The sequence below is a fragment of the Acinetobacter higginsii genome (assembly GCF_000369525.1).
GTDB classification, from domain to species: Bacteria; Pseudomonadota; Gammaproteobacteria; order Pseudomonadales; family Moraxellaceae; genus Acinetobacter; species Acinetobacter higginsii.
Window position 1 is genome coordinate 378,956 of record NZ_KB850070.1, and the last position, 24,708, is coordinate 403,663.

The 24,708-nt window shown below is 41.9% G+C and carries 29 protein-coding genes and 2 tRNA genes; 7 read left to right on the plus strand and 24 right to left on the minus strand.

Annotated elements, in window-relative coordinates:
* The first annotated feature begins 81 nt into the window (after positions 1-81).
* Positions 82-693: an SPOR domain-containing protein gene (locus F902_RS02330; protein WP_004801958.1), complete on the plus strand. Its 612-nt coding sequence runs from the start codon at positions 82-84 to the stop codon at positions 691-693.
* A gap of 54 nt (positions 694-747) precedes the next feature.
* On the opposite strand, the gene F902_RS02335 is transcribed toward F902_RS02330, so the two are convergent.
* From F902_RS02335 to F902_RS02390, 12 genes are all read right to left on the minus strand, one after another.
* A complete protein-coding gene (locus tag F902_RS02335) occupies positions 748-1,401 on the minus strand; it encodes a glutathione S-transferase family protein (RefSeq protein ID WP_005200721.1) in 654 nt (217 codons plus the stop codon).
* 97 nt (positions 1,402-1,498) lie between these two features.
* The gene (locus F902_RS02340) at positions 1,499-1,897 is read right to left on the minus strand and encodes an OsmC family protein (RefSeq protein WP_004801954.1); all 399 of its coding nucleotides are present in this window, start codon (positions 1,895-1,897) and stop codon (positions 1,499-1,501) included.
* A complete protein-coding gene (locus F902_RS02345; protein ID WP_005200722.1) occupies positions 1,894-2,841 on the minus strand; it encodes a pirin family protein in 948 nt (315 codons plus the stop codon). The genes F902_RS02340 and F902_RS02345 overlap by 4 nt, the downstream gene beginning before the upstream one ends.
* A 163-nt stretch (positions 2,842-3,004) precedes the next feature.
* Entirely contained in the window at positions 3,005-3,277 is a 273-nt protein-coding gene (locus F902_RS02350; RefSeq protein ID WP_004801944.1) for a DUF2798 domain-containing protein, read from the minus strand.
* A 144-nt stretch (positions 3,278-3,421) separates the two neighbouring features.
* Entirely contained in the window at positions 3,422-3,730 is a 309-nt protein-coding gene (locus F902_RS02355; protein WP_005200725.1) for a DUF3861 domain-containing protein, read from the minus strand.
* Between the two features lie 19 nt (positions 3,731-3,749).
* Entirely contained in the window at positions 3,750-4,139 is a 390-nt protein-coding gene (locus tag F902_RS02360) for a Fur family transcriptional regulator (protein ID WP_005200726.1), read from the minus strand.
* A gap of 14 nt (positions 4,140-4,153) precedes the next feature.
* The gene (locus tag F902_RS02365; RefSeq protein WP_005200728.1) at positions 4,154-4,687 is read right to left on the minus strand and encodes a PadR family transcriptional regulator; all 534 of its coding nucleotides are present in this window, start codon (positions 4,685-4,687) and stop codon (positions 4,154-4,156) included.
* Between the two features lie 707 nt (positions 4,688-5,394).
* The gene (locus F902_RS02370) at positions 5,395-6,603 is read right to left on the minus strand and encodes an OprD family outer membrane porin (protein WP_412781862.1); all 1,209 of its coding nucleotides are present in this window, start codon (positions 6,601-6,603) and stop codon (positions 5,395-5,397) included.
* 124 nt (positions 6,604-6,727) lie between these two features.
* Entirely contained in the window at positions 6,728-8,071 is a 1,344-nt protein-coding gene (locus tag F902_RS02375; protein WP_005200732.1) for an MFS transporter, read from the minus strand.
* A 108-nt stretch (positions 8,072-8,179) separates the two neighbouring features.
* Positions 8,180-8,881 carry a fumarylacetoacetate hydrolase family protein gene (locus F902_RS02380; RefSeq protein WP_004801930.1) on the minus strand — a complete coding sequence of 234 codons (702 nt, stop codon included), beginning with the start codon at positions 8,879-8,881 and terminating at the stop codon, positions 8,180-8,182.
* Between the two features lie 36 nt (positions 8,882-8,917).
* Entirely contained in the window at positions 8,918-9,553 is a 636-nt protein-coding gene (maiA, locus tag F902_RS02385; protein ID WP_005200734.1) for a maleylacetoacetate isomerase, read from the minus strand.
* Positions 9,550-10,611 (minus strand): cupin domain-containing protein, encoded by a 1,062-nt coding sequence (locus F902_RS02390; protein WP_004801928.1) that lies wholly within the window; start codon positions 10,609-10,611, stop codon positions 9,550-9,552. Before F902_RS02390 ends, maiA begins: the two co-directional genes overlap by 4 nt.
* Before the next feature lie 154 nt (positions 10,612-10,765).
* Between F902_RS02390 and F902_RS02395 the strand changes: the two genes are divergently transcribed.
* Positions 10,766-11,659, plus strand: a complete 894-nt coding sequence (locus tag F902_RS02395) for a LysR family transcriptional regulator (protein WP_005200736.1) — start codon at positions 10,766-10,768, stop codon at positions 11,657-11,659.
* A gap of 81 nt (positions 11,660-11,740) precedes the next feature.
* On the opposite strand, the gene F902_RS02400 is transcribed toward F902_RS02395, so the two are convergent.
* The 4 genes from F902_RS02400 to guaA form a co-directional block, all read right to left on the minus strand.
* Complete coding sequence (locus tag F902_RS02400; RefSeq protein WP_005200738.1) at positions 11,741-13,198, minus strand: aldehyde dehydrogenase family protein; 1,458 nt, start codon at positions 13,196-13,198, stop codon at positions 11,741-11,743.
* A gap of 348 nt (positions 13,199-13,546) precedes the next feature.
* Entirely contained in the window at positions 13,547-14,476 is a 930-nt protein-coding gene (locus F902_RS02405) for a LysR family transcriptional regulator (RefSeq protein WP_005200739.1), read from the minus strand.
* A 131-nt stretch (positions 14,477-14,607) separates the two neighbouring features.
* Positions 14,608-15,387 (minus strand): ANT(3'')-II family aminoglycoside nucleotidyltransferase, encoded by a 780-nt coding sequence (locus F902_RS02410; protein WP_005200742.1) that lies wholly within the window; start codon positions 15,385-15,387, stop codon positions 14,608-14,610.
* A 57-nt stretch (positions 15,388-15,444) separates the two neighbouring features.
* Positions 15,445-17,013 carry a glutamine-hydrolyzing GMP synthase gene (guaA, locus tag F902_RS02415; protein WP_005200744.1) on the minus strand — a complete coding sequence of 523 codons (1,569 nt, stop codon included), beginning with the start codon at positions 17,011-17,013 and terminating at the stop codon, positions 15,445-15,447.
* Positions 17,014-17,456: 443 nt separating this feature from the next.
* On the opposite strand from guaA, the gene F902_RS02420 reads away from it, so the two are divergent.
* Positions 17,457-18,683, plus strand: a complete 1,227-nt coding sequence (locus F902_RS02420; protein ID WP_171061146.1) for a DUF445 family protein — start codon at positions 17,457-17,459, stop codon at positions 18,681-18,683.
* A gap of 51 nt (positions 18,684-18,734) precedes the next feature.
* On the opposite strand, the gene F902_RS02425 is transcribed toward F902_RS02420, so the two are convergent.
* Together F902_RS02425 and F902_RS02430 are read right to left on the minus strand one after the other, a co-directional pair.
* Positions 18,735-19,106 (minus strand): NirD/YgiW/YdeI family stress tolerance protein, encoded by a 372-nt coding sequence (locus F902_RS02425; protein ID WP_005200746.1) that lies wholly within the window; start codon positions 19,104-19,106, stop codon positions 18,735-18,737.
* 135 nt (positions 19,107-19,241) lie between these two features.
* Positions 19,242-19,658: a DoxX family protein gene (locus tag F902_RS02430; RefSeq protein WP_005200748.1), complete on the minus strand. Its 417-nt coding sequence runs from the start codon at positions 19,656-19,658 to the stop codon at positions 19,242-19,244.
* 236 nt (positions 19,659-19,894) lie between these two features.
* Here F902_RS02430 and F902_RS02435 point away from each other — a divergent pair, with 236 nt between their 5' ends.
* Positions 19,895-20,533, plus strand: a complete 639-nt coding sequence (locus tag F902_RS02435) for a DedA family protein (protein WP_005200750.1) — start codon at positions 19,895-19,897, stop codon at positions 20,531-20,533.
* A 13-nt stretch (positions 20,534-20,546) separates the two neighbouring features.
* Here the strand turns inward: F902_RS02435 and F902_RS02440 are convergent, their stop codons facing one another.
* The 5 genes from F902_RS02440 to F902_RS02460 form a co-directional block, all read right to left on the minus strand.
* Positions 20,547-21,137: a LysE family translocator gene (locus F902_RS02440; protein ID WP_005200752.1), complete on the minus strand. Its 591-nt coding sequence runs from the start codon at positions 21,135-21,137 to the stop codon at positions 20,547-20,549.
* A 210-nt stretch (positions 21,138-21,347) separates the two neighbouring features.
* Positions 21,348-21,737, minus strand: coding sequence for a hypothetical protein (locus tag F902_RS02445; RefSeq protein WP_004801913.1), 390 nt, complete (start codon positions 21,735-21,737; stop codon positions 21,348-21,350).
* A gap of 9 nt (positions 21,738-21,746) precedes the next feature.
* Positions 21,747-22,589 carry a ParA family protein gene (locus F902_RS02450; RefSeq protein WP_004801912.1) on the minus strand — a complete coding sequence of 281 codons (843 nt, stop codon included), beginning with the start codon at positions 22,587-22,589 and terminating at the stop codon, positions 21,747-21,749.
* Between the two features lie 82 nt (positions 22,590-22,671).
* Positions 22,672-23,064: a SirB2 family protein gene (locus F902_RS02455; protein ID WP_005200754.1), complete on the minus strand. Its 393-nt coding sequence runs from the start codon at positions 23,062-23,064 to the stop codon at positions 22,672-22,674.
* A gap of 9 nt (positions 23,065-23,073) precedes the next feature.
* The gene (locus F902_RS02460; RefSeq protein ID WP_004801908.1) at positions 23,074-23,382 is read right to left on the minus strand and encodes a BolA family protein; all 309 of its coding nucleotides are present in this window, start codon (positions 23,380-23,382) and stop codon (positions 23,074-23,076) included.
* 190 nt (positions 23,383-23,572) lie between these two features.
* Between F902_RS02460 and F902_RS02465 the strand changes: the two genes are divergently transcribed.
* Both F902_RS02465 and F902_RS02470 read left to right on the plus strand, forming a co-directional pair.
* A tRNA-Gly gene (locus F902_RS02465) sits at positions 23,573-23,645 on the plus strand.
* A 41-nt stretch (positions 23,646-23,686) separates the two neighbouring features.
* Positions 23,687-23,762, plus strand: a tRNA-Gly gene (locus tag F902_RS02470).
* A 392-nt stretch (positions 23,763-24,154) separates the two neighbouring features.
* On the opposite strand, the gene F902_RS02475 is transcribed toward F902_RS02470, so the two are convergent.
* Positions 24,155-24,373 carry a helix-turn-helix domain-containing protein gene (locus F902_RS02475; RefSeq protein ID WP_004668076.1) on the minus strand — a complete coding sequence of 73 codons (219 nt, stop codon included), beginning with the start codon at positions 24,371-24,373 and terminating at the stop codon, positions 24,155-24,157.
* Between the two features lie 110 nt (positions 24,374-24,483).
* Between F902_RS02475 and F902_RS02480 the strand changes: the two genes are divergently transcribed.
* Complete coding sequence (locus tag F902_RS02480; RefSeq protein WP_001054887.1) at positions 24,484-24,699, plus strand: hypothetical protein; 216 nt, start codon at positions 24,484-24,486, stop codon at positions 24,697-24,699.
* Positions 24,700-24,708: the final 9 nt, after the last annotated feature.

The window sequence follows — 24,708 nt, forward strand, 5'->3', positions numbered from 1 at the left end:
AGCATTATTTTTAAACATAATGCTTTGTTTTTAAGCAGATTCAAGTTACAAATAACCTAATAGGATCAAGAGGAATTTCTGGTGTTTGGAAAAACGCAACGTGGTGTATCTGAACGACCAAACAAGCCCAAAAAACCACTCATTCCAAAGTGGTTAGGAATGCTTGTCGCAGTTCTCGCGATCCTGTGCGCTGCCGTGATGCTCATGCTTTGGCAACCATGGCAGCCTGTTCCTGCAAAAAATCAGGTAACGTCTGAACACTATGAAGAAGAAAATACCAATAAAGACTACCGTTTTTATGACTTACTTCCGCAACAGCAAGTAACCCCAATTCCTGAACAAGCCGTACCAGAGTCTAAACCTCAGGGCAATGTTGTGATTATCGAGTCACCAAAACCTGAAACTACAACGACAGAAGATCCAAGTGGCATCACCCCAAGTGAACAAGCTGCAGCACCTGCACATGCGACTTATATTTTACAAGTACGTAGCTACCCTGACCCAGACAGTGCCGACGCACGTCGTGCTGAAATCATCCTGAATGGCCTATCTGCAGATGTGGTGAAAAGTGTTGAAAATGGTCAAACTTGGTATCGCGTATTCTCTGGTCCTTATGACAGTCAAGAGTCCGCTTTGGCAGCACAACAAACCCTGCAACACAGCGGTATTGATTCAATTGTGATTAAGCGCTAAACCAATTCATAATAAAAAAGGGAACAATCAGTTCCCTTTTTTATGCTTAAAAATTTATGCGCATTGAGAATGCAGTGTTCCTTGTTCAGCACGTTGAAAGGCTGGGCGTTGTTGAACCCGTTGCACAAAGGCTTGAATGTGTGGATATTTACCGTGTAAACGGTTTTGGATGGCAATCAGCGGAAAGGCCATTTGAATATCGGCAAAAGAAAAATCACCTGCAAAATAATCATGTTTTGACAAATAATCCTCAAGATACAAAATATGTTCTTTCACTCTTGGACGGACAAAGCCAGCTTTAACACCATCGGTAATTTTTTCCGCAATCGGACGAATCACCCAAGGAACGTGTTTGCTGACATTATTCATCACAAGGGTCATGACCAATAAAGGCATCAATGAACCTTCGGCATAATGCATCCAGTACGAATATTGACGTTGATCAGATGCCTGTTGAGGTTTAAATTTGCTTTGAAGATCATACTGCTGTTGTAAATAATCGAGGATCACAGCAGATTCAACAATGACATCATCCCCATCGACCAAAATAGGTGCTTTACCGAGAGGATGAATTTGTTTAAGGCTTTCTGGCGCTGCGTAACTGGCTGACCTTTGGTAATACTCAACTTGGCAATCCACACCAAGTTCTTCTAACGCCCACAATATGCGGAACGAACGTGAGCATTGTAGGTAATGTAAGGTAATCATTTTTGTGCCTGCTTTTTAGCTGCGTAACTATGGTTTTAGTCCCTCTCATAGCTACGCTTAGAATTATGTTTTGCCCAAGCACAATAGCACTTTAGTCTTAAAGAATCATGGTCTGAATGTCTAAACTACGTAACAAAGTTTTAGTAACAGGCGTTTTGCTACAGACATTGAGAAGCTTTTCTTTTAAATCTTGTGAAACAGGTTGTTTAAATATTACACGGCGTTCGATCCGTTCCTGTTGTTCACGATTGGTATGAAAATCGACTTCAACAGTAAATTCACCTAAATCCATTTCCTTATGCTGCGCATACATTCGCAAGGTAATCATCGTGCAGGAGGCCAGACTTGTGGTAAGGAAATCATAAGGTGCAGGACCTGTATCATGTCCACCAAACTGTTCTGGCTTATCGGTAAGAAATTGATGCGTACCACTCTTCACTGCCCCCTTCCAAGGTTCTGGCAAAGTCTGGACTGCTGCACTGGCAATAATACTCATTTTGATGCCCTCATTTGATCAGGTAACACTGGCGCTTCTAGGCGTTTACCTTGGTAATCTGGAATTTCCCCAAAACGAGCATCGTGATTAATCCAGTCTTCACGCGCTTGCTTTAACTCTTCCATGGTACGCCCTACAAAATTCCACCACAGTAAAATCGGAGATTCAAACGGTTCACCACCAATCAATAACACGCGGTGACCTTGAGTTAACTCGACTTCAATTTCAGTGAGTCCAGTTTCTAAAACCACCATATTATCAGCAGTCAGTTCATGACCATTGACGCGAGCCGTGCCTTCTAAAGCCATAAAGGCATATTCAAATTTTGGATTGAGTGGAATACGGGTTTTGGTATCGGCTTGTGCAGTCAGATCTACACCCACCAAAGGGGTATGCACGTGTACAGGTGAGGTTGTATCGAGGAAATCTCCGACCAGTACTGTAAATTCAACCTGATCTTTATTCACAATCGGTAATTCTGGATAGTGCTCAAACTTAGGCGACATATTCAGCTTGTCATCTGGTAATGCAATCCAAAGCTGCGCAGCATGCATTTTGGTTTCGGTATCAGGTGCAACTTCGGTATGTGAAATTCCGTGACCTGCCGTCATCAAATTGACTTGCTTCGGGCGAATTAATTGTTTTGAGCCCAGACTATCGGTATGCATCATGGTGCCTTCAATCATCCATGTGAACGTCTGCAAACCAATGTGTGGATGCGGTCCCACATCTAAACCATCGCCCGCTGGAAAACTCACAGGTCCAGCATGATCAAGAAAACACCATGCTCCGACCAAGCGTTTTTGTCGACTTGGCAGAGCACGCTTAATCACGGTTCCCTTACCAATTTCGGCAGAACGAATGGTAAATTCTTGAATGAATTGATTAATATATGTTTCGCAGTCTTTTGAATCAGAAATATCGTAGTCGTTATTATTGCTCATGATATTGCTCTCTTTTACCTATGCTATTGCAATGAGTTGATAGCTTGATCTTATCAATACAATCATTCAGCAATATAGTCTTTTAGTAATACACAGAGTGTTATTCATGAGACAATCTTGATATAGGCTTAATATCCTTCAATAAAATACCACTTCATTAGGTTTATGGCTTAGCTTGCATATCGACAATCAAGCCTGTTAAACGCCGTACCACAGGCAATAAAACCAAGACCAATGGATAAGCGATCAACCAAGAAAACATCCATGTTTCCAACCAGATCATGGTAAATCCTGAAATAAAGCCCGTTCTCATCCATAGATTAACGAGTGATAAAGTCCCACTCATAAAAAAAGATAAAATCAGCGGTAAGATCCACGCTGCATACTTCGCGGGTAATTTTGCAATCAGTCGTGGGCTTGCTTTCAATTCTTGCATTTTTAGCTCGTTTTAATAAAAACAATCTTTAGTTAATTTTAATAATTTATAACGTCATCAGCATGATCCATAAATGATACACAGGATACTATTTATGCAACAATCTATTGCTGAATGCATCATGGACTTTGTTTTAAAACAACCTTACTCAGGATTGTCTTTCTTCACGTGCTGTTTTAAATTTTTCATAAACTGACCAAACTGAGGTAGAAAAGTTTCAAATAAAGGATGATCTTTGTTTTCCAACATCACTTCACTAAACAGCTTTAAGCCCACTGCAAATGATTTGGTGGTTTGATCATCAAAAAAATCGGCTTTCTTCAAACGTTCGACAATCTCGAAGATATCGTCATGGTTGCCTGTATAAAACTCTAAACGCTCGCGATAAGTCGAAACCTGCCCTTTCGCATCCTTTAGATGTTGTACTGTGACATGATATTGATGTTGTTTCATGCTTCTGCTCCAAGAGGCTTTAAGCACTCTCTTTAATTTCAACCTGCATCAGGTCGACTTGAAATTGATGAAATACCGCAGCCAACGACTGTAAAAATGCGGTCTGTTTCGCTGTGGTTAAATCGGCACAACGAATATGCAACATTTGACTGTTAGGGATTGAAGGTAAATTAAACTTAGTCTCAGCACGATGAAACTGATAACTGGCAATCAAGCCGACCTGCACTAGATCACTGACCACCCGATACACTGTGGCCAAACTCAGTTGCTGTTTCTGTTCATTCAGCCGTTGATAAATCTGCTTCACCGTAAGCTCTTCTGATTGTTGTGCCAGCACAGACAATATCGCCATACGTGGATGAGTCACCCTTAGACCCGCCTGCTTGATTTTCTGTTGTAGCTCTAACATATTTCGCTCCCAACTTATAAACGTCCAATTGCGATGGCGGCCTGATCAATTTGTTCCGCAATTTGATGAATCTGTTCTTGTTGCAAATCTGCAATATTCAGCTTTAAACGCAATGCGGTTTTAAGATTTTCCATCGCGCGATGGATATCAATCAGCTGATCATTATTATGAATTTCACGTCTTAGTCGCAGCTTTTGTAGAAGTGCCAACAGCATGTCTTGCTGCTCTTTTAAATAGCTGTCGCCATAGTCGGTAATCTGATATTGCTTACGTTCAGCATCCAGCACGCGAATCAAATTCATTTCTTCCAATGCAGTTAGTGTTGGATAAATTGTTCCTGCACTTGGGGTATAACCATCGCCTACCAGATCACTAATTTCTTTAATAATTTCATAGCCATGTTTGGGGCTTTGTTGAATCAAATGCAGCACCAACAGTTTCATACGACCTGATTCAAATAAGCGACCACGACGGCCTGAACGGTGATGTTCTCGATGTAATAAAGCCGCCTCGGCTTCATCATGGGAATGCTCGGATTGATGTTTCATCTGTTATTTTTCTCTATATTTGCTTAATTTACGAATATTAAGATATATCTTAATATATCTTTTATCAAGTTAAGATATAACTTAATCTTTAATGGTTTGATATTTATGGGGTTATTTATTCTCAAAAGAACTTTTGGAAGAGTAAGTAATAAAAAAGAGCTGCTAAGCACTCTTCTTTTTTTGGTAGTAAGTATCGGAATTGATCAAAAAGAGGTCTATTTACTTTAAATATAGTCTCAACAGCAACATAAGATATTGATAATAAATATAGTTATTGTTCATCCACTTTTCTTTGGGATATTAGACCTATATTCACATTGGTTTAAATTATAATCCCAAGCCCCACCAGAATCCGCACAACTATCTTTCCTTGCTGCGTTGTCAAAGAACGTATCCGCAATAAATGCGATTACACCTAGCAATACTATTAAAGCTATAAGAAAAATTAAAAATCATTTTAGTTTTATTAAGAATTTAATACCTATATATTTAATAAATTCCATTTTTGAAGTCTCTTAATTTAAGCATCTAGGTTAAATTATTTTAACAATTTATTTTTAATTAAAATCTTCTAAAGTCGACATAATATAACTCATGTAAATTAACTCAGACTATCCAACATAAATCAAATATTTAAAAACCAACCTCCACGATATAAACAATAAAAAAGAGTGCTCAAACACTCTTTTTTACAACCTTGAATATGATTAAAACTGCTTCGTATAGTTCACAAATAAACGATCTTCACCAAAGTCATTGCCATGTTTGACCTTGTAATCAACACGCAGATATTGAATGGCAAAACCCTTTAAATAAGGCTGCTGAAAGGCATAATTGATCAAGACATTGGATTCAGTTTCATGATTTTTCTCACCATTGGCGGTTTTAAAATCATGACCATAAACATACTTAACCATGGCATTTAGCCCAGGTACATAATCTTTAAAATCATAGCCATACATCAAATGATAGGACTTTTCATTCTGCTTAAAAAAGCCTGTGGCATTCCAGTTAATAAAATACAACTCAGGCAAAAAACCATCAGGTAAAGGATAGGCCGATTCACCAACAATCTGTTGATAGCCCAAACCAAAGCTCTGATTGTTCACTTTCAACATTTCTAACAGCCCGATATTTTGCGCATCAATCTCAAAATTATTGCCATCATTTTTGGCATTAAAATATTTCAACTTGGAATTGAGTGAAAAAGTCGGCTGTTTCCACGTATGCTCCAAGCCTAGATAGTGTTTGTTATATAAATCTTCTAAATTGCCAAAATAGTATTCAGCTTTCAGTGCCGGTGTCAGTTGATAACGTAGATCTAGATAATTTAAGCCATCGGAATAGGCCGTTTTGCCTCTGGCGGTAAAGGAAAAGCGATGAAAATCCTCCTCATTGCGTGGAGATACTTTTTCCACTCTACCTAGTTCGGCATACAGCTGTTCCGAAATCTGTGATTTTAAATTCGTTCCCCAATACGAGGTAATAAGCTGTCGACTCGCATCTGAAGTGGTGACAGGTAAATCTAGCCATAACTCCCCAATACTCAGCAAGGTTTTGTCATAACCCAGTTTTAAGGTTGCCCCATATTTTGAATAATCAGCGGCTTGGGATTGTGTTTTGGAGTCAAAGGGCAGCACCATATCACTGACATGCCGATCTGCACTTAAACGTACGGCATATTGCACCGAAGCGTCCGCGCCAATACGAATCGGCTTGTCTGCGATCACTAAAGGCGTGTCGTGTAAATTTGAAGTATAAAATAAAGATGCCCCTTGCGACCAACTGCCAAAATTTTTGGCATTCGGATTGTCATAATCCCGATATAGATAGGCATTCTTTAGGTTAAATTTCCATTCATCTTGAATAGCTTGGGTTGGATCTGCTGCCCATAGCACCGAACTGCTTCCTGACATCACCAACAGTAGGCTCAGCGTTAACGTTTGTGTATTTAAATGGTTCATAGAGGGAATCATCCATCGCTGGGGCTGTGCCATCCATTGGCACAGCAATCTATTTTTATGCGGAATATCTTTGCTTTCAGCCTAGCGTTGTCACAACGACAGGCTGTTCTTTTTTAAGACGTTTAATCAGCAATAATGAAATGGCTGCACAGAAGGCAGGAATAGCAAGAATGCTCAGAATGGCAAAACTAGAAAGATCCAATGACATCAGCCAGCCGCCCATGATAGAGCCGACAACCGACCCTACACGTCCAATCGCATTGGCCCAACTCACGCCAGTTGCACGACAATGTGTTGGATAAAAGCTGGATGAAAAGGCATTTGCGCCAACCTGTGAACCGCTGATCCCCACACCCACACCAAACATAGCAAACATCAGCAATATGGTATTGGACTGTTCAATCCCGAGACCTAAACAGATCAGGAACAACCCACCAAAAGCATAAGCTGCACTTAAAATTTTAGTCGCATCCATTTTATCCATCAGCAAGCCTAAGACGATGGCACCGATTGTTCCGCCAATCTGAAAGATCGAGGTGAGCCATGAGGCATTGGATAAGTTAAAACCTGCGTTGGTAAGTAAAGTCGGCATCCAGCTTGAGATCATATAAATGATCAGCAGACTCATGAAAAATGTAAACCAAATCAGAAAAGTACCTAAAGCAAGACCTTTACTAAATAGGTCTTTAAGACTAGATTTTGCCACTTCATTTGCAGGCGGGACCAAGCTTGGAATCTGCGTGATATGCGGTGCCATACGACGAATGATGCTTTCAATGTGTTTGGCACTTTTTTGTTTCAAAACCAGAAACCGCAGCGATTCAGGCAAGAGATAATATAAGAAAGGCACTGTACATAAAGGTGCAATTCCCCCGATCAATAAAATGCCATGCCAACCGATATGTGGTAGCAGTTGTGCCGATAGAATCCCACCCAGCGCAGAGCCAATAGTAAAACCACAAAACATCATGGTGACCAAATTGGAACGGCGGGACGTCGGTGCATATTCTGACGTTAAGGTAATGGCATTCGGTAAAGCACCACCTAAACCCAGTCCAGTGAGAAAGCGCCAAATAATCAGCGTTTGCAAGTCCGATGAGAACGCTGCAAAAAGACTGGCACAACCAAACATGATTACCGAGCCAATCAAGATCGGTTTACGCCCAAGTTTATCGGACAAAGGGCCAAAAATAAGTGCGCCTGCCATTAAGCCAAATAAACCTGCGCCAAATAACGGTGCCAGATCAGTGGGTTGTAAACCCCACTCGGCTTTCAATGCAGGCGCAATAAAACCGACTGCTGCGGTATCGAAGCCATCAATTGCAACAATCAAAAAGCACAACCACATGATTAGCTTTTGCAAAGCTGACAGTGGTATTTCATCAATGAAATTTTGTACATCTATGGTTTTCTGAGACATAACGACTCCTTTTGCCAATACCTTGGCCAGTGCAATCCTTAGCAAAGGTGCTCAACTCTATTTATTGTTCAGTTTGAGCACCTGTTTAAACCACTCAGATCAAGTGAGTTATTTCACATTCACGGTGATGCCTGTTAGACCTGTAATCTCCGCACGCATCACATCACCTCGCACCACAGCACCGACCCCTTCAGGCGTACCTGTAAAGATCAAGTCACCTGCTTTCAGTTCAAATAAGGTCGATAAATTGGCAATGGTTTCAGCAACTGACCAGATCAAATGGGTGATATCACTGCGTTGTACCGTTTCACCATTCACGGTCAAATGAATATCAGCCTGATTGATTTCACCAGTTTCCGTCATCGGGTGAATGGGGCCAATCGGCGCAGAAAAATCGAATGCTTTACCAATTTCCCATGGACGCCCTTTTTCACGCATACTCATTTGCAAGTCACGGCGAGTCATGTCCAAACCAACCGCATAACCATAAATGTAATTTACGGCATCTTCGACTGAAACATTTTTAGCATCGCGTCCTATCGCCACCACCAACTCAATTTCATAGTGATAGTTTGAGGTTTCGGTAGGATAGGGAAGATCTACCGCATCCTGATTAACGGGTACGATCGACTCTAGATCGTTCGGCTTACAAAAGAAAAATGGCGGCTCACGATCTGGATCAAAGCCCATTTCACGTGCGTGGGCAGCGTAGTTACGCCCGACACAATAGACACGACGTACTGGAAATTGCTGATCTGAGCCATGAATAAACAGGCCCGCGGGTGTCATTGGCTGGAAAATAAAAGTCATGGCATATTCCTTGTTGATATAGGTTAAATCAGAGCCTTAAAACGCATCGGCCTGCTGTTCAGGCGCAGCTTTCTGGAATGCGTCAAGGGTCATACAATGCTGATAAATTTCATTAATTTGAGGATAAGCCGACAGGTCGACCTGAAAGCGCTGTGCCGATACCACTTGTGGAATCAAATATGCATCGGCAATGCTGACTTGCTTGCCATAGCAGAACTTTTCCCGAGTTGGATCTTCAGCCAATATGTGCTCTAAGGCTGAAAAACCATCCTGAATCCACTTGGCACACCAAGCATTGATCTGATTCTGATCCAGTCCAAGCTGGCGTAAATACTCCAGTACACGCTTATTGTTTAAGGGATGAATATCGCATCCGATCAAGGCTGCAATGGCACGTACTTTCTCTTTACCCAACGCATCTGCTGGCAGCAGAGCAGGCTCAGGGTATTGCTGTTCTAACCATTCGATAATGGCAGGGCTTTGTAACAGCATCCCCGCCTCCGTTTCCAGGACGGGAACAAAACCCTGTGGATTTAGCCTTTGAAAAGCAGCTTGATGATGCTCATTTTTCGCCAGCGATACATAGCTCGCCTCATAATCCAAAGCCTTGAGATTCAGGACAATGCGGGTACGGTGCGAGGTGCCACTACGAAAAAATCCATACAGTTTCATGGGCTCACTCCTTCAGCATGGCGTTCACGTACCGAATACAAGCCTAATTTACGTTGCAAAGGTGCCTCATCGGCAATAAACACATAGCATGGCTGCGCAGATGTATTGATTAAATCAATAACAGCAAAACATGGTGCACATGCGGTATCCGCTTGGGTTAAATGGAAATCCTGTTGATCAATCTGAATGGTCAGACCACCTTCAATCACATGAAAGACCTGTGCAGTGGAACGTAAAGGCAAAGACAGCGTTTCATTCGGACGCAGAAGTAAAGCTGAATAACCCAGAATGTTCTGACAGTCTTTACCTGTTTCAGGATTGACATAAGCCACTTGTAACGGGTCCTGATAGCCAGCTTTTTCAGCCAAGGCATCCAGTACCTTTTTAGTGTCTTTCCAGGCATAACGCATCATCGGATAAGGCGCATCTTCACGACTAAAATGTGGTGTAGGCACGATACCCGCTGCATATTGAGGCGTAGAGCCTTGATTAATCCGATCCACTTCCTGACGGCGACCCTCTTCAACAAAAGAGGCTTCCATGTAGTAAACCAGCGGTAAATCTAGGATATCCATCCAGATCACAGGTTGATCACCATCATGTCCATGCTCATGCCACAAACCAGATGGCGTCAGGATCATGTCGCCATGTTCCATAATGCATTTTTGCCCTTCGACCGTGGTGTAGGCACCCTCTCCTTCAACAATGAGGCGCACCGCATTCGGTGCATGTCGATGAGCAGGCGCCCACTCTTGCGGAAGCAGCAATTGCATACCTAAATACATGGCTGGGCTGACTTTCATATTCTCCAAACCATGTCCAGGGTTGGCGAGTGCCAAGACACGACGCTCTGCCTTTTCAATCGGTGTTAACTCACCTGCTTCTAACAACAGTGGTTTGATCTGCTGGAAATACCAAGCCGTTGCAACCGTTTGCGGTCTTGGTTTATGAGGTGGAATAAAACTTCTTAGATTGGGCCACAATGGCACCAGATTGGATGCATTCAGTTCTTCACGATAACGTTCTGGTAGCTCTTCGAGCGTGCCTAACTGTTCCATATGTCATTCCTTTTTCTGCCCATGGAGCACAATACTAATGACGATAATTTCATCAATATTCGGTGTTGGCTCAATGTAGCAATCAGGATGTGTTGAATCTATGCACAAAAAACAATAGGCTGTATTGATAAAATCAATACGGTAGTTCATCGACATGTTTGATCTGGATACAAGACTGCTGAAAATTTTCTTTGAAATTTATCAGCACAAAAGTATTTCTAAAGCAGCGGAACAGCTTGGTATTGGTCAACCCACCTTGAGTATTGCACTGAATAAACTCAGAGCACATTTTCGTGATCCATTGTTTGTGCGTATTGAAAATAAAATGCAGCCCACTGAGCTTGCTCAACAGATCTATCCGATGGTGGTAGAAATCTTAAACCGCCTGAAGTTAGTCCAGAATTACAATATTGACTTTGATCCACAGACTTCGACTTATCAATTCCGTATCAGCATGACCGACATCAGTCATTTGGTATTTTTACCACGTCTAATGAATTACATGCGGCAGCATGCCCCCTCAATTCGTCTGGAAATTTTACCAATTGATAGCCAAACCGCACCAATGATGTCGAATGGGGATATTGATCTCGCCATTGGATTTCTCCCTCAATTGGAAGCTGGTTTTTACCAACAAACCCTGTTTCAGCAACATTACACCTGTATCGCCAGTCAACAGCATCCGAGACTGACAGGAACCAGTCTGTCTGCTTCAGAGTTTGCTCAGGAATTACATGTCGATATCTTGGCGACTGGGGGACATTATGTTGTGGAACATGAGCTACAAAAACACGGCGTCAATCGAAATATTCTGGTGCGTCTACCGAGCTATTTGGGAGTTGGTCTGATTGTCCGAGATACGGATACCATTGCGACAATCCCTCACTATCTAGCGCGGGTCTTTATGACCCAAGGTGGACTCAAGACTTTTGAACCGCCTTATAATTTCCCTCAATTTAGTGTCAAACAACACTGGCATTCACGTGTCCATCAGACCCCAAGTAATCAGTGGTTAAGGCAAATTTGCTTTAAACTGTTCTCGGCCTAATGCTTAGAGCAGGGTTAAAATAAAATAGCGCATCGAAATCGATGCGCTATTTGATATCTGATTCAATGACGAACAGAACACCTATTCCACTCTAGAAATACCGGTTGAAATGGTAATGTGCTTATATTCAATAAAGTCATCCATCGCCGCCATACCATTCATTCGGCCAAGTCCAGAATTTTTGAAACCGCCTTCCTCAAACTCATCATAAACCACAGCCCAATCATTGATCCAAACCGTGCCCGCTTCCATTTCCGTCGCCACCCGCAATGGTAAATCCACATCACGACTCCAGATTGAAGCCGCTAAACCATATTGGTTGTCATTGGCGAGCGCAATCGCTTCCGCTTCCGTATCAAACACCTGTAAAGTCAGCACTGGCCCAAAGGTTTCTTCCTGAATGATTTCCATCGAATTATCATTCACTTCAAGCAAGGTTGGGCGGTAGAAAGCCCCTTTCGCCAACTCACCCTTAGTGATCGGCCCACCACGGACAATGACCTTCGCTCCTTCGGCAATCGCTTTTTCAACCACCGCATCGACTCGTGCTACATTATTTTTGTCGATCAATGGTCCCATATCACTGCTTGGATCAGCAGCAGGGCCAACTTTAATCGCTTCCAAGCGCTGAGCCAGTTTCTGTTTTAGTTCATCAGCTAGCTCACGCTGCACCAATAAACGTGAACCGGTCATACAGAACTGCCCAGCGAAGATGGTGAGTGCTTTTTCTAACTTCGGCAAGACCAGATCAAGATCAGCATCTTTAAACACGATCATCGGCGTTTTACCCCCTAGCTCTAAGCCAAATCGTTTCAGATGTTGTGCACCTGTTGCCGAAATGGCCTTACCAGTTGCCGTGCTGCCGGTAAAGCTAATCACAGGAACATCTGCAGATTCAACCAATAGGCGTGCTCCCCCTCCAGTCGACTCACTAAAAAGATTGATCACACCCTGTGGTAATGAAGGAAGCTCAGAAAAAATTCTGGAGATCACAGCATTGGTTTGTGCAGTTTGTCCCGGCATCTTAATGACTGTTGTGGTGCCCGCGGCCAATGCAGGTGCCAGTGACCGAATCATTAAAACCACTGGAGAATTCCACGGCACAATAATTCCAGACACACCCATCGGTTCACGCAAAACCATGGAATAGCTGCCTGGCTTTGGTTCTAATGCTCGACCGTACTCGGTCAGGGTTAATGCCGCGTAATAACGTAATTTGGCAGGAACCATCGTCACTTCAAAGCTGGCTTCTGCTTTAATTTTTCCATTTTCAGTGGCAAGGATCTCAATCAACTCATCTGCATGGCGTTCAAAAGCATCGGCCATTTCATTGAGTACTTTTGCGCGTAACCGACGGTCACGCTTCCAATCGTTTTTTTTAAATGCGGTCTTTGCTGCCCATATAGCAGCTTCCACCTGCTCTACTGTTGCATTGGCATATTGCCCGATCACTTCATATGTTGCTGGATTAATCGACTGTATATGCTGATGAGAGTCCACCCACTCACCATTAATCCAGTTTTTAGCTAGTCTATTCATCTGCACATCCTAAAATGAAAATAAGAGAAGATCGGTTGAGTCCTCAATCAAATATCGGTTTGCTAGCGTGTTCACCATCATATTTCACTCACAAAATCAACAATCTAAGTAAGTGCCAGACTGCAACCCATGCTATTTCTAAACAACACTTGCAAGTTACTTTGGATTCATGGGTTCGACTTGTGATGGCAATTCATCGCGAGCGTAAATGCGGATTGAATTCTCGATCTTCTGAGATCACCCGATATCAACAAGGGTTAAAGCGAGGCAAACACCCTACCAAATGATGATTTTTGTTCGCTAGACCACAAAAAACAAAACTATGATTCGCTTTTTCCGAACATTCCCTTAGGACGACTGCCGCAAAATGTTCTGAATCTGGCTATCCCAAGGTGCAGGATGACCAATTTTTGTGGATAGAAAATCAACCAAAGCTTGAATTTTAGGTGAAGCTCGATTCGACAAGCGGTAAACCACAGAAATATTGCCTCCCGAAGGTGAGAACTCAGGTAGAATCACCTTGAGTTGCTGCTGGCAAATGGCGTCTGCGGCAAGAAAGCTTGGTAAAATCGCAATCCCCAAGCCCAGCTTGGCAGCTTCCAATAATTGATGACCACTATCTGTACGTAGATAAGGTGAAATTCGGAAGAATGCCTTCTTACCGGCGACAGGGAGCTGCCACATGCCGTGCGGTTCTCGAGGTAGGTACAACAGACCACGATGGCGCAACAGCTCATTCGGATGTGTTGGTCTTCCATATACTTTTAAGTAGTCTGGACTTGCACAAATATAATGATGATTCGGTGCAATGCTCTGGCTGATCAGGTTGGAGTCAGGTAGCTCCCCCATCCGAATCGCTGCATCATAATGACCATTATTCAAATTGACGAATTGATCACTCGACTCAATATCCAGCTTGAGCTCAGGGTACAACTGCATGAATTCCGCCAAATAAGGCGCGAGAAATTGAATGTTAAATGCTTGTGGTACCGATAAACGAAAACTGCCACTCAAATGCTCATGCCGAGCACTAATGGACGCTTCCAAATCACTTAACTCCGCCAGAATCTTGGTCGACTGCCGATAAAATTCCTGCCCAGCCTCGGTGAGCAACATACTCCGACCACGATGAATCAGTGCGGCAGATAAACGCTGTTCCAATTGTTGAATCCGTTGACTCACCACCGATTTGGTAATGCCCAGACGTTTCGCTGCATGGGTAATACTGCCTGCTTCAACCACTGCGATATAAGTTTGCATTTCAACAATCTGGTTCAAAAGGCACTCCCCATCAGGGTTTAGTCATAGACTGATGTTAGGTCTAATCATGCCTACTTGAATAGTCTGTTCTTGCAATACTAAGTCTTATCCATGCAACAATCCAAGCAATGTCCTTTACTGTTTATTATTTATGTATTTTTTTGTTCTAAAAGCACTTTTATTTTCATACTGAGGAAATCAACAACAGGACCTAAAGCCTGATGTTGTTGTTGCCAATTTTGCTTTCCAATCTCACCTTTATATTCTTGGATCATGCGCTGCAGAACAGGCTGATGTTGCGGTAGTAACTGAGCAACCACCCATTGCGCAGCCTGATCTTTAGGTGCAATCTCATTCGTCATCAAACTAAAATAAATACGGCATAAGGCCAAAATTTGATTACGCTCATCGGCATCCTCATCCCAATGCGCCACAATCAATGGATAGGTGTCTGCCATCGCCTGCCAGAGTTGCTGTACAGGAATCTCAGCTGACCACTGTGTCAAACTTGGCCCGAACAAAGTACGATGATGCATTTGTGCTTTCTTCAGCAAAATACTCAGATCTGGGTCTGCATGTTCGCTAAGTATATCACCTTGGCTTAACTCATCTCGTAACCACTCCCCGAACTGTAGTTCGTAACTGAGTGGATAACTTCCTGAAACAACATGATCTTTGCGTACGATGGTGACTTCAAGTGCACGTTGTGCAGCACCAATCGGATGCGAAATGTGTAATAAGGTTTCTGCCAGTTGCTGTCGTTGCTGGAGTGTCAGTGCTTGACTCACCACAACCAAAACATCCAGATCACTTTCTGGACCTAACCCGCCATCAACAGCTGAACCATACAGATAAATGGCAAACAGGGACTCACCCAAAAGCTGCTGTAGAGATGCTGTTAACTGTTCGAGTTGCAAGGTTTCGGACATGCTTTACCTCTTTGTCAATCGCATAAAAAAGGCAGGATTTTCATCCTGCCTTTGGTCTTATTCCCACTCAATCGTTGCTGGTGGTTTAGATGACACGTCGTAGACGACGCGTGAAACATCTTTAATTTCGTTCATGATACGGGTTGAGATTTTATCAACCAATTCATATGGAAGATGTGCGAAGCGTGCTGTCATAAAGTCAACGGTTTCCACGGCACGAAGTGCAATCACCCATGCATAGCGGCGACCATCACCAACAACACCCACTGATTTTACAGGTTGGAATACTGCAAATGCTTGTGCAGTTTTATCGTACCAACCGCTGTCACGCAGTTCTTGCATAAAGATGTCGTCAGCAAGACGAAGAATATCAGCATATTCTTTTTTCACTTCACCCAAGATACGTACGCCCAAACCTGGACCTGGGAACGGATGACGGTAAATCATGCTATGCGGTAAACCAATTGTTGTACCTAATTTACGTACTTCGTCTTTAAACAAGTCACGTAATGGCTCAACCAATTCAAACTCTAAGTCATCAGGTAAACCACCCACGTTGTGGTGTGATTTAATCACGTGTGCTTTACCTTGTTTACTTGCAGCAGATTCAATTACGTCTGGATAAATCGTACCTTGTGCCAAGAATTTCACGCCATCAAGTTTACGCGCTTCTTCGGCAAAAACTGCGATGAACTCACGACCAATGATTTTACGCTTTTTCTCAGGATCAACTTCACCTGCCAACGCAGTTAAGAAGCGCTGTTCAGCATCAGCACGGATCACACGGATACCCATGTTTTCTGCAAACATTTGCATCACTTGATCGCCTTCGTTTAAACGAAGTAAACCATTATCTACAAATACGCAGGTCAGTTGATCGCCAATAGCTTTATGCAATAACGCAGCAACCACAGATGAATCCACACCACCAGACAAACCTAATAGAACTTTTTCATCGCCAATTTGTGCACGTAACTGTTCTACGCGTAAGTCGATAATGTGTTCAGGTGTCCAAAGACCGCGACAACCACAAATCTGATGTACGAAGTTAGACAGTAATTCAGCACCTTTTGCCGTGTGAGTCACTTCTGGGTGGAACTGAACGCCATAGAAACGACGTGTTTCATCACTCACCGCAGCAAATGGACAGCTAGGTGTGCTTGCAGTGACTTGGAAACCTTCCGGAATCGCACTTACTTTATCGCCATGACTCATCCATACGTGAAGCTGGTTCTCGCGATCTTGCAAGTTACCAATCAAATGATCACGTACTAGAATATCCACTTCTGCATAACCAAACTCATGTACTGTACCTGGCTCAACTTTACCGCCAAGTTGTTCAGACATGGTTTGTAAACCATAGCAAATACCCAACACTGGTACGCCTAATTCAAATACAACTTGCGGCGCGCGTGGGCTTCCTTCTTCATGTACGCTCTCAGGGCCACCTGATAAAATAATCCCGTTCGGATTAAACGCACGAATGTCTTCTTCAGACATATCGAATGCATACATTTCAGAATAGACACCCGCTTCACGTACACGACGTGCAATGAGCTGGCTATATTGAGAGCCGAAATCCAGAATAAGGATACGATCTTCAGTAATTTGAGTATTGGTCGTCATGGTTCATCTTAAAGGCAAATGAATTAAGCGCCATATTCTAACATTTTTCACGCTTTGGCGCATCGCAATTCATCATCTATCTTGTTTTTTCATTGAACAGCTGAATCAACACTGATATTTAAACTAAAATTTCAGAGCAAAGCACAAAATAAGGAGAGTTAAATCAATAATTCTTGCCCATTCTGCTCAACACAAAGCAAAAATTGGTGCTAAGATGACGAGTCAAGATATGTATTACCACGGAAAGGTATTCAATCGACGGCATCGTTGCCTTTTTATACGATTGTGATGTCCTGATTCAAAGGAAAAATAAAAGGGTAACTCAAAAATTAATGGTCTTGGTGTTTCATCAACGACCGAAAATATTTCACTATCATCTAGCGCTTGCCCGACCACGAGCAACAATTAGGACTTGAAGGACCAATAAAATAATGTTTCAAGAAATGATTGCGGATTTTCAACAGAATTTCTGGTTATATATTTCAATCCCCTTTATCAGTGGCTTTATTGGTTATGTAACCAAGGTCATTGCCATTCAAATGATGTTCTCACCACTTGAATTTAAAGGATTGCGATTATTTGGTCTTCCACTCGGATGGCAAGGGATTGTTCCCCGTAAAGCAGAGAAGATGGCCACCACAGCTGTGGAGTTGATGACCTCCAAGCTGATTAAACCCGAAGAAATTTTTGCCCGACTCGACCCAAAACGTATTGCCCAAGAAATTGAAAAACCGTTGATGGCAGCAGCTGAAGACATTACCCGAGAAGTGGCACAACAATACCAACCCGGCCTATGGGAAGGCATGCCTGAGTTTGCACGACAAAAACTGATTAAGCGTGTCCAAGCCAAAGCGCCAGAGATTGTTGAACATATTATGAGTGAAGTACAAAAGGATGTTGCCAAGTACTTCGACATCAAACATATGGTGGTCAACAACCTACTCAAAGACAAACGCCTGCTCAATGAAATCTTTAAGAAAGTCGGCAAACAGGAATTCAAATTCTTTAGTAATGTCGGTTTCGTCTTTGGCTTTGCGATTGGTGTGGTACAAATGCTGTGCTGGATCGTGACCCAAGGTAAATATCCATGGATGCTGCCGATGTTTGGTGGCTTTGTCGGCTTCTTTAGCGACTGGATGGCCTTGCAAATGATGTTCCGACCGTTATATCCGAAAAAGATTATGGGTTACACATGGCAAGGTTTATTCATTAAACGCCAAAATGAAGTTGCCGCTGATTATGCTGCGTTGATTTCCAAGCAACTACTGACATCACGTAATATGATGGAAGAGCTTTTTTCAGGCACGCATTCGGATAAAGTCATTGAGCTGGTCAGCCGTCAAGTCAAACAAGAAATTGATTTACAAGCTGGTATTGTCCGTCCATTAGTGGTCTATGCGATTGGCGGTGAGAAATATCAAAACCTGAAAGCCGAAGTCGCAGAACGTATTTTAAAACAACTTCCAGACACCATGCGCTATGTGGAGTCATATGCTGAAGATGCGATGAATGTGCGGAATACCTTGGTTGAGCGTATGCAGAAACTGAGTCCAGAAGAGTTCGAAGGCATGCTACGTCCTGCCTTCAAAGAAGATGAATGGTCATTGATTATTGTCGGTGCTGTGCTGGGTTTCCTCGTCGGGGAAATGCAGATTCATTTCATGCTCTAACACTTTCATCTAAAAAGAAAAAAGGAAGCTTATGCTTCCTTTTTTATGCGCCTATCGATGCGTGTATTTTTCAACTTTAATCACTTCAATATCGGTTGGTTTATAGCGATGAGTATCCACTTCACCCACTAAACGTACATGATCACCCACTTTTAGCCCTGCCTGACGCCAAATATCATCATCAATTTCGACGCTGATCGTACCACTCGAATCTTTAAACTCATAATGGTCGCTTTTCAAGTGTTTGCTAATCTGGCCCGTCAGAGTGACACCGGTTTCATCGGCCAATTTCGCGACTTGGCTTACCGTCACCACATTCTTTGTCGCTTCCTGTACCAATACATGATCATCCTTACCTGCCCATGCTAGGCTCGATAAACCTGTAACGACCACCAACCCACAACCGATCAACATTTTTTTCATTTTCATGTCCTATTTGTTTTAACCATTTATGATCTAAACAGAAATAAGCACGGCTGTCGGCTTCAGTTTGTAAGTAAGCGAGTGAGACATACGAATTCCCCGCGACTGGGCACGGGGCAATCTCTCATGAGCTTATTATTTTTCAATCAGATGATCGAGGCTGATACGACCTGCGCCATAGAGCATCAGCATAAAGAAGCCACCCGCCATCGCGAAGTTTTTCATCAAGTTAATGGCATCTTCTGCACCGCTATGGAAGATAAAGGCCGTAATAATACTAAAAAGCCCTAAACCTAAAGATGCAAAACGTGTTTGGAAACCAAATAGTAGAGCCAAGCCACCACCAAACTCAACCAAGATCACCAAAGGTAATAAAGCACCCGGAACACCCATGGATTCCATATAACCCACTGTACCCGCATAGCCTACAATCTTGCCCCAACCTGCAACAAGAAAAATATAAGCCAATAACAAACGAGCAATCAAAGTGACAACATTAGCCACGCCAGACTGTGTTACGATATTTTTTACAACAACATTCGGATTAAACATAATCAATTCCACACTGTTTGTTTTTTAACATGCTAGCAGTTTATGCATCTTTAATTTTGCAATAAACACTAATTTAGTTAACATATCGTTCCTTATTTGCAACAATAAAAATATTTTTCAGGTCCCCAACCTCTCCTCATCTATGCTGAAAAGTTACCAATTAATTTGCTTTTTATACTGACTTTCTACAGAGGCACTGCTAGGATTTAGTCCACATTCATAGTGTTAACACCTTCATGGAACTCATTGATTTTATTCTGCACGTTGACGAACACCTTTTAGAATTTATTACCAATTATGGCGTTTGGATTTATGCCATTTTATTCTTAATTATTTTTGTTGAAACTGGTTTAGTGGTGATGCCATTTTTACCAGGAGATAGCTTGTTATTTGCTGCTGGTGCATTAGCAGCATCTACAGGCGCAATGGATCCATGGGTGCTTGGCATTCTATTATTTATCGCTGCCGTTTTAGGTGACACCTTAAACTATCATATTGGTCGCTATATTGGACCACGCGTATTTGAAACCAATTCACGTTTTATCAATAAACAACATTTGATTAAAACCCAAGAGTTCTTTCAGCGTCATGGTGGTAAAACCATTATTTTCGCTCGCTTCATCCCTTTTGCACGGACCTTCGCTCCCTTTGTGGCGGGTGCGGGTAGCATGAACTATAAGTACTTCCTGACTTATAACGTAGTAGGTGCATTCTGCTGGATCGCATCTTTCATTACCCTTGGCTATTTATTCGGGAATATGCCAATCGTAAAAGATAATTTTACCCATTTAATTTTCGGTATCATTATTATCAGTGTATTACCGGGTGTGATTGGATTTATTCGCCAGAAAATGAAGGGCGCCAAAGCGGAATAAATTGAAGCTTGGTTTAAAACAAACGAAAGATCATGGGCAGCATACAAATCAGTAATAACATGGCCGATCCTTTATATAAATGATCGGCTTTGATTCCAACCAAACTTCCCGCCAGTAAAGCACGTCCAAACAACATCCAGAAAATACTGACTGGAATCAGAATAAGACTAAAAATCGCAAAAACCAACGCGGCTTGCTCAATCGAGTTCCATGTTTCACTTGGGAAAATACCAGATGCCAACAACACCGTTTTCGGATTTTTGAGTGTAGAGAGAAATAACTGTCTTTTACGGATATGTTGGTGATGTTGATCTAGTTTTTGTAGATGTGAGCCTTTCCACAGATGGAATGCCATCCACAGCACATACAGCAAACTGAGCGTATGTAGAATTGCGCCAATTGCGGGCCAAATCGGATCAAATAAATGAATGAAAAGCGCCCATAAACTAATGCCATACAGATAACCCAACCATTCAATTGGGATAAAAGTCATCGTTTTAGGTACACCGTGTTGATGTGTTGCACTGGCAAGCAAAGCATTGGTCGGACCAGGTATTAACAATACCGCCAACATCGCCAAAACAAAAAACCAACTCTCAATCATACACATACCGAACGACTATACATGGGCGCCACCTTAAACGAATTTAGTGCAAAAACACAAATTTTAGCAGTGTGACCGAACGAGATAAATCAATAAGTTATGGGGTGTTACCAATTCAAGCATTTGATTTTTATCATTTTATTTTGAAACATTTTGCTATAATTTAGTTACTAACCGCCATCTTGTGCGATGACGATCAGTTCTCAAAATTTACGATTTTGGGCGTTGTTTTACAATGATTGGGCAACCTTTGAATTTTGCTGCCTGTACAATCGCATCTTGTTGACCTAATACATTAGCAAGTTCAGTATTTTTGGTATTCATCGACTGTCCCATATTCACCGAGATCGATGGACCAAAGCCCCAACCGCCTCTGCCCCAGCCACCACCAAGGCCAAGACCGACACCCACACCTGTACGTTTTGGCGTTTGCACACCATTTTCGATATAGAGCTGAATACGGTTGTACTCAGCTTGCAACTGCTGGCAATTCAGTGCTTGATATTGTGTCGGCGATACATAAGCTGGCTTAACCGTTGATGCACATGCACCCAATAACATGCTCGCAGCCAAAACAGGCATCCAATATAAGCGTTTCATAAGATTCTCTTATTTCTTTGATTCAATCTCATTGAACAGGGTCACATAAGCGACGGTCAATTTGTGGTCAGATGCCAAATGAATCAAGGGTAAATTCTTTTGATGTGATTCTTTCATCAAGATCGATGGCGGCAACATGCTATCCAGCACAGGCAAACCTTCATCTTTTAACTGTTGAACCACTTCACGAGGTAATTTTGCCTGAGATTGGAACTGATTGACCACAATTCCCTCAATCTCCAAGCGATCATTATGATCATCTTGGGTTTCGAGCACATTTTCAATCAAAGTTTGTAACGCACGTTTTGAAAACACGTCACAATCAAATGGAATCAGCACGCGATCTGCTGAAATTAATGCAGATAAAGTAAAGAAGTTAAACGCGGGCGGCGTATCAATAAAGATGCGGTCATAGCGCGCACTCAGAGACTGGATCGAATCACGTAATTTATAAATTTTGTGCTTACTTTCCAGTGCATGCTCCAATGCACCTAGGCTTGGGCTTGCTGGAATCACATCCAGATTGTCAAAAGAAGAACGGTGGACATAGCTGTCCAAGCCTTTGCCACGTGGTGCTTTCAGGATTGAACCAATCGCATTGCCGATCAAGCCCTTTTGCTGCGTACTACCTAAAATATCATCAAAGAAGTTTTCAATGTTTGGCTCTAAAGCTGCTTTATCAGCAGAATAGGTTGCATCTTCACCTAAAAGGTATTGGCTTGAATTCGCTTGTGGATCAAGGTCAATCACCAAGGTTCTGAATCCCTGTTTCGCACTAATCGCAGCGAGATTGACTGTAATACTTGATTTCCCCACACCACCTTTTTGGTTAAACACCACACGCGTTAACATGATTTCCCTCTATAATATTTTTGTAAACTGCACGCAGTTTAACCTAGTGACAAAACAATTACTCAAACAATGTGTCGAACAATCAGGCAAAAACAGGCTTAATCATCACCAAACCAAGAATCCCCACCATCGCCACTGTCCCGATGAGTAATCCTGCACGGCGTTGTTCCAATAAAATGCTGCTGTCCTTTTTATAGGTTTTGATCAAAGACGACCACAACACAAAAAATAAAATCAGTTTGGCATAGAACCAAGGCTGCACCTCAAAATTATTCATGAACAGTAAAACCGCACCCGTCACAATAATTAAGGTCAAAGATAGATGTTGTAATCCCACCAAGCCTTTATGTGCTTTTGGATTGGGTTGTTGATCTTGTACACCAACAAAGAGTGTTGAACCACGTAATATAAAAGCAATGATCAATAAGCTCACTGCGGACATATGCACAATTTTAGTGAGTAAATGAATATCCATCATTGATCCTTAGCTTTTTGGTGCATGTGCACATTCAGGGCTGGCAGGTGCTTGGCCTTGCCATTCACTCGGTACATAAGCATGAATCGCAAGTGCATGGATTCGACCGGGACTCATCAACTCTGCTGCAACAGCATAAATTTTTTGATGACGTTGTACTAAACGTAGTCCTTGAAATTCATCACTTACCACGATGACTTTAAAGTGTGATTCTTTACCCGGGAAATATCCGCCATGCCCTGCCGACTCATTAATCACTTCAAGATGGGTCGGTGCGAGGGTGTTTAAATGTTCAATCAACTGTTGTTCTAAGTTCATCAGTCACTCTGTAAGGTCAGATTGAGATAGCTCATTAGTATACATGAGCGCAATCTGAGGGAAACTTTTGTACAAAAATTTGCTTCACCATGCTTTTTTTGCATGAAAATGCTTTAATTTTATGCAAATAATCAATTTCTTTGCATAAAATTATTGACCCTATTTTTGCATAATGTATTATACACGGCATGCGGGAATAGCTCAGTTGGTAGAGCATAACCTTGCCAAGGTTGGGGTCGGGAGTTCGAGTCTCCTTTCCCGCTCAAATTTTTTAGTGTAAGTTTTCGTAAAAACTGCTCAATTAGCGGGAATAGCTCAGTTGGTAGAGCATAACCTTGCCAAGGTTGGGGTCGGGAGTTCGAGTCTCCTTTCCCGCTCCAGATTCAGAAAAGCCCTCATCGAAAGATGGGGGCTTTTTTCTTATTGATTTTTAAGATTATTTTCTCATAAAAATTAAAATTTCTAGCTTTATAAAAGTACTAAATATTTTAGATAAATGTTTTCATAAGTTGACTGCGTGACCAAAAGTGACCAAAACGTGCCCTAGCCCATAATATACAGATCTATAGATTCATTATTTTGATATTTATTTTATTAGTTTCATTATCAATAATCAGGATAGTAAACTTCAAGAAAACTGAACTCCCTTCTTTTTCTCTATTTTAGTATTTTTAACTTCATATATTCCCAAGGTGACCAAATTTGGTCACCAAAAAATATTAAATAAAACAAATATTTAACCTATATAATTATAATTCAGACTTTATTTTTCTTAAAAATCTTGTTCATCATTTTGCTTAATTTTTAATAAATCCCCCACTTCAACATTCAGTAATACGCATAACTTTTCTATGGTTTCAAAATCTATTCGAGTTGATTGACCATTATATAACTTATGTAGTGTGGTCTTACTCATCCCTGTCTCTCTAGCAACATCTGCTACTTTCATTCTTCGTTCTGCCAAAAGAACTGGCAAGTTACAAACTATCATTAATTACCACCATTGTGTAATAAAGTACTTGCATGATGTATTAAATGCATTTATTATCGCATTGTGATCTTAAATAACATCATTGTGATACTTCATAAAAGGATACAAATATGAATCTTACTTATATTACTACAAAAGAATTGGCTGAACGAATCCATTATAACGAACGTACCATCCGTAATCAGTTAAAGGATAGCGTTTTGATTGAAGGTATTCATTACATTCGCCCTTTTGGTGGTCGCAAAATTTTATATGTATGGGAACGCATTGAAGAAGATATGACTAAAACCACTTTAGGCTCGCTACACAGCCTACAACTTCAGTAAGGGGGAACA